At 64.2% G+C, this 1,111-nt stretch carries 1 protein-coding gene; it reads left to right on the top strand.

The genetic code is table 11. The features are described from left to right. Positions 1-1,111, top strand: a 1,111-nt coding sequence (locus HX846_RS37560; RefSeq protein ID WP_178967505.1) for a hypothetical protein, incomplete at both ends; no start/stop codon positions are given.

Genomic DNA, 1,111 nt, shown 5'->3' with positions numbered 1-1,111 from the left:
CGGCGGTTACCTGGGCACCCAGGGCCACTCGGTCGGCGAGTGGATGGCCCAGGGCGGCACTGTGACGTTCACCGGCAAGGACGTGGTGACCCAGCAGGGGGCCCAGGTCAATCTGTCGGGCGGCACCGTCGATGTGCAGGCCGGCTACATCCGCCAGACCTGGCTCAAGGGGCCTGACGGCCAGCTCTATGAGCTGTCGAAAGCCCCCGGGGACATTCTCTACGCGGGGATCTACAAGGGCTTTGAAGACACCAGCGTCCGCTGGGGTCGCAGCGATTTCTACTACAACCCGCTGGTGGCCCAGCAAAGCCGCTACGAGGCGGGCTACACCGTGGGCCGCGACGCCGGCAAGCTGGTGGTGGGCACCACCAACGCGGTGCTGGAAGGCCAGTTGATCAGCGATGTATTCCAGGGCGATCGCCAGACCCAGGCACCGAATATCAACCTTGATGGTTATCAGCAGTCACAGCAGGCCATGGCCCAGCGGGCGCAGTTGATCATTGGCCAGTACACGCCGGTGTACAACAAGGCCACCGGCACCTTGCGCTACGCCTTGACCCCGACCATCGACCAGGTGCTGATCGAGAGCAGCACGCAAAAAATCGCCGACGGCCTGGACCTGGCCACTGCGCTGCCGACCGAGCGCCAGGGCAAACTGGTGCTCGACAGTGACCAGCTCAATGGCTACCGATTGGGCGCGATCAAGGTCGGCGCAAAGCAGCAGATTGACGTCAATGGCGCACTCAAGGTGGCTGACGGCGGCGACATCACCCTGTTCGGCCCCGTGGTTTCAGTCAATGCCAACCTCACGGCCCACGGCGGCAGCATCAACGCGGGCAACCTGCTGAATCAGGTCGACCTCAATCGCTCCAATGTCGTTGGCGATGTGATTCTGCCGGGCATCGGCCGGCTCGATGTGGCCGCCGGAGTCAAGCTGGACAGTTCCGGGCGCTGGAATAATCTGGCGCTGGACCCTTCGGCCACTGACGGGGTGGCGTATATCAACGGTGGCAAGGTGTCGTTGCGCAACTCCGGCGACGTGAACCTCGCGGCGGGCAGCCTGGTGGAAACGTCGTCCGGGGCGACCATCGGCCTGGATGGCAAAGTCCGG

This window comes from Pseudomonas sp. K5002 (assembly GCF_013386655.1).
Taxonomy (GTDB): domain Bacteria; phylum Pseudomonadota; class Gammaproteobacteria; order Pseudomonadales; family Pseudomonadaceae; genus Aquipseudomonas.
This window is presented reverse-complemented; position numbering and strand designations above follow the sequence as displayed.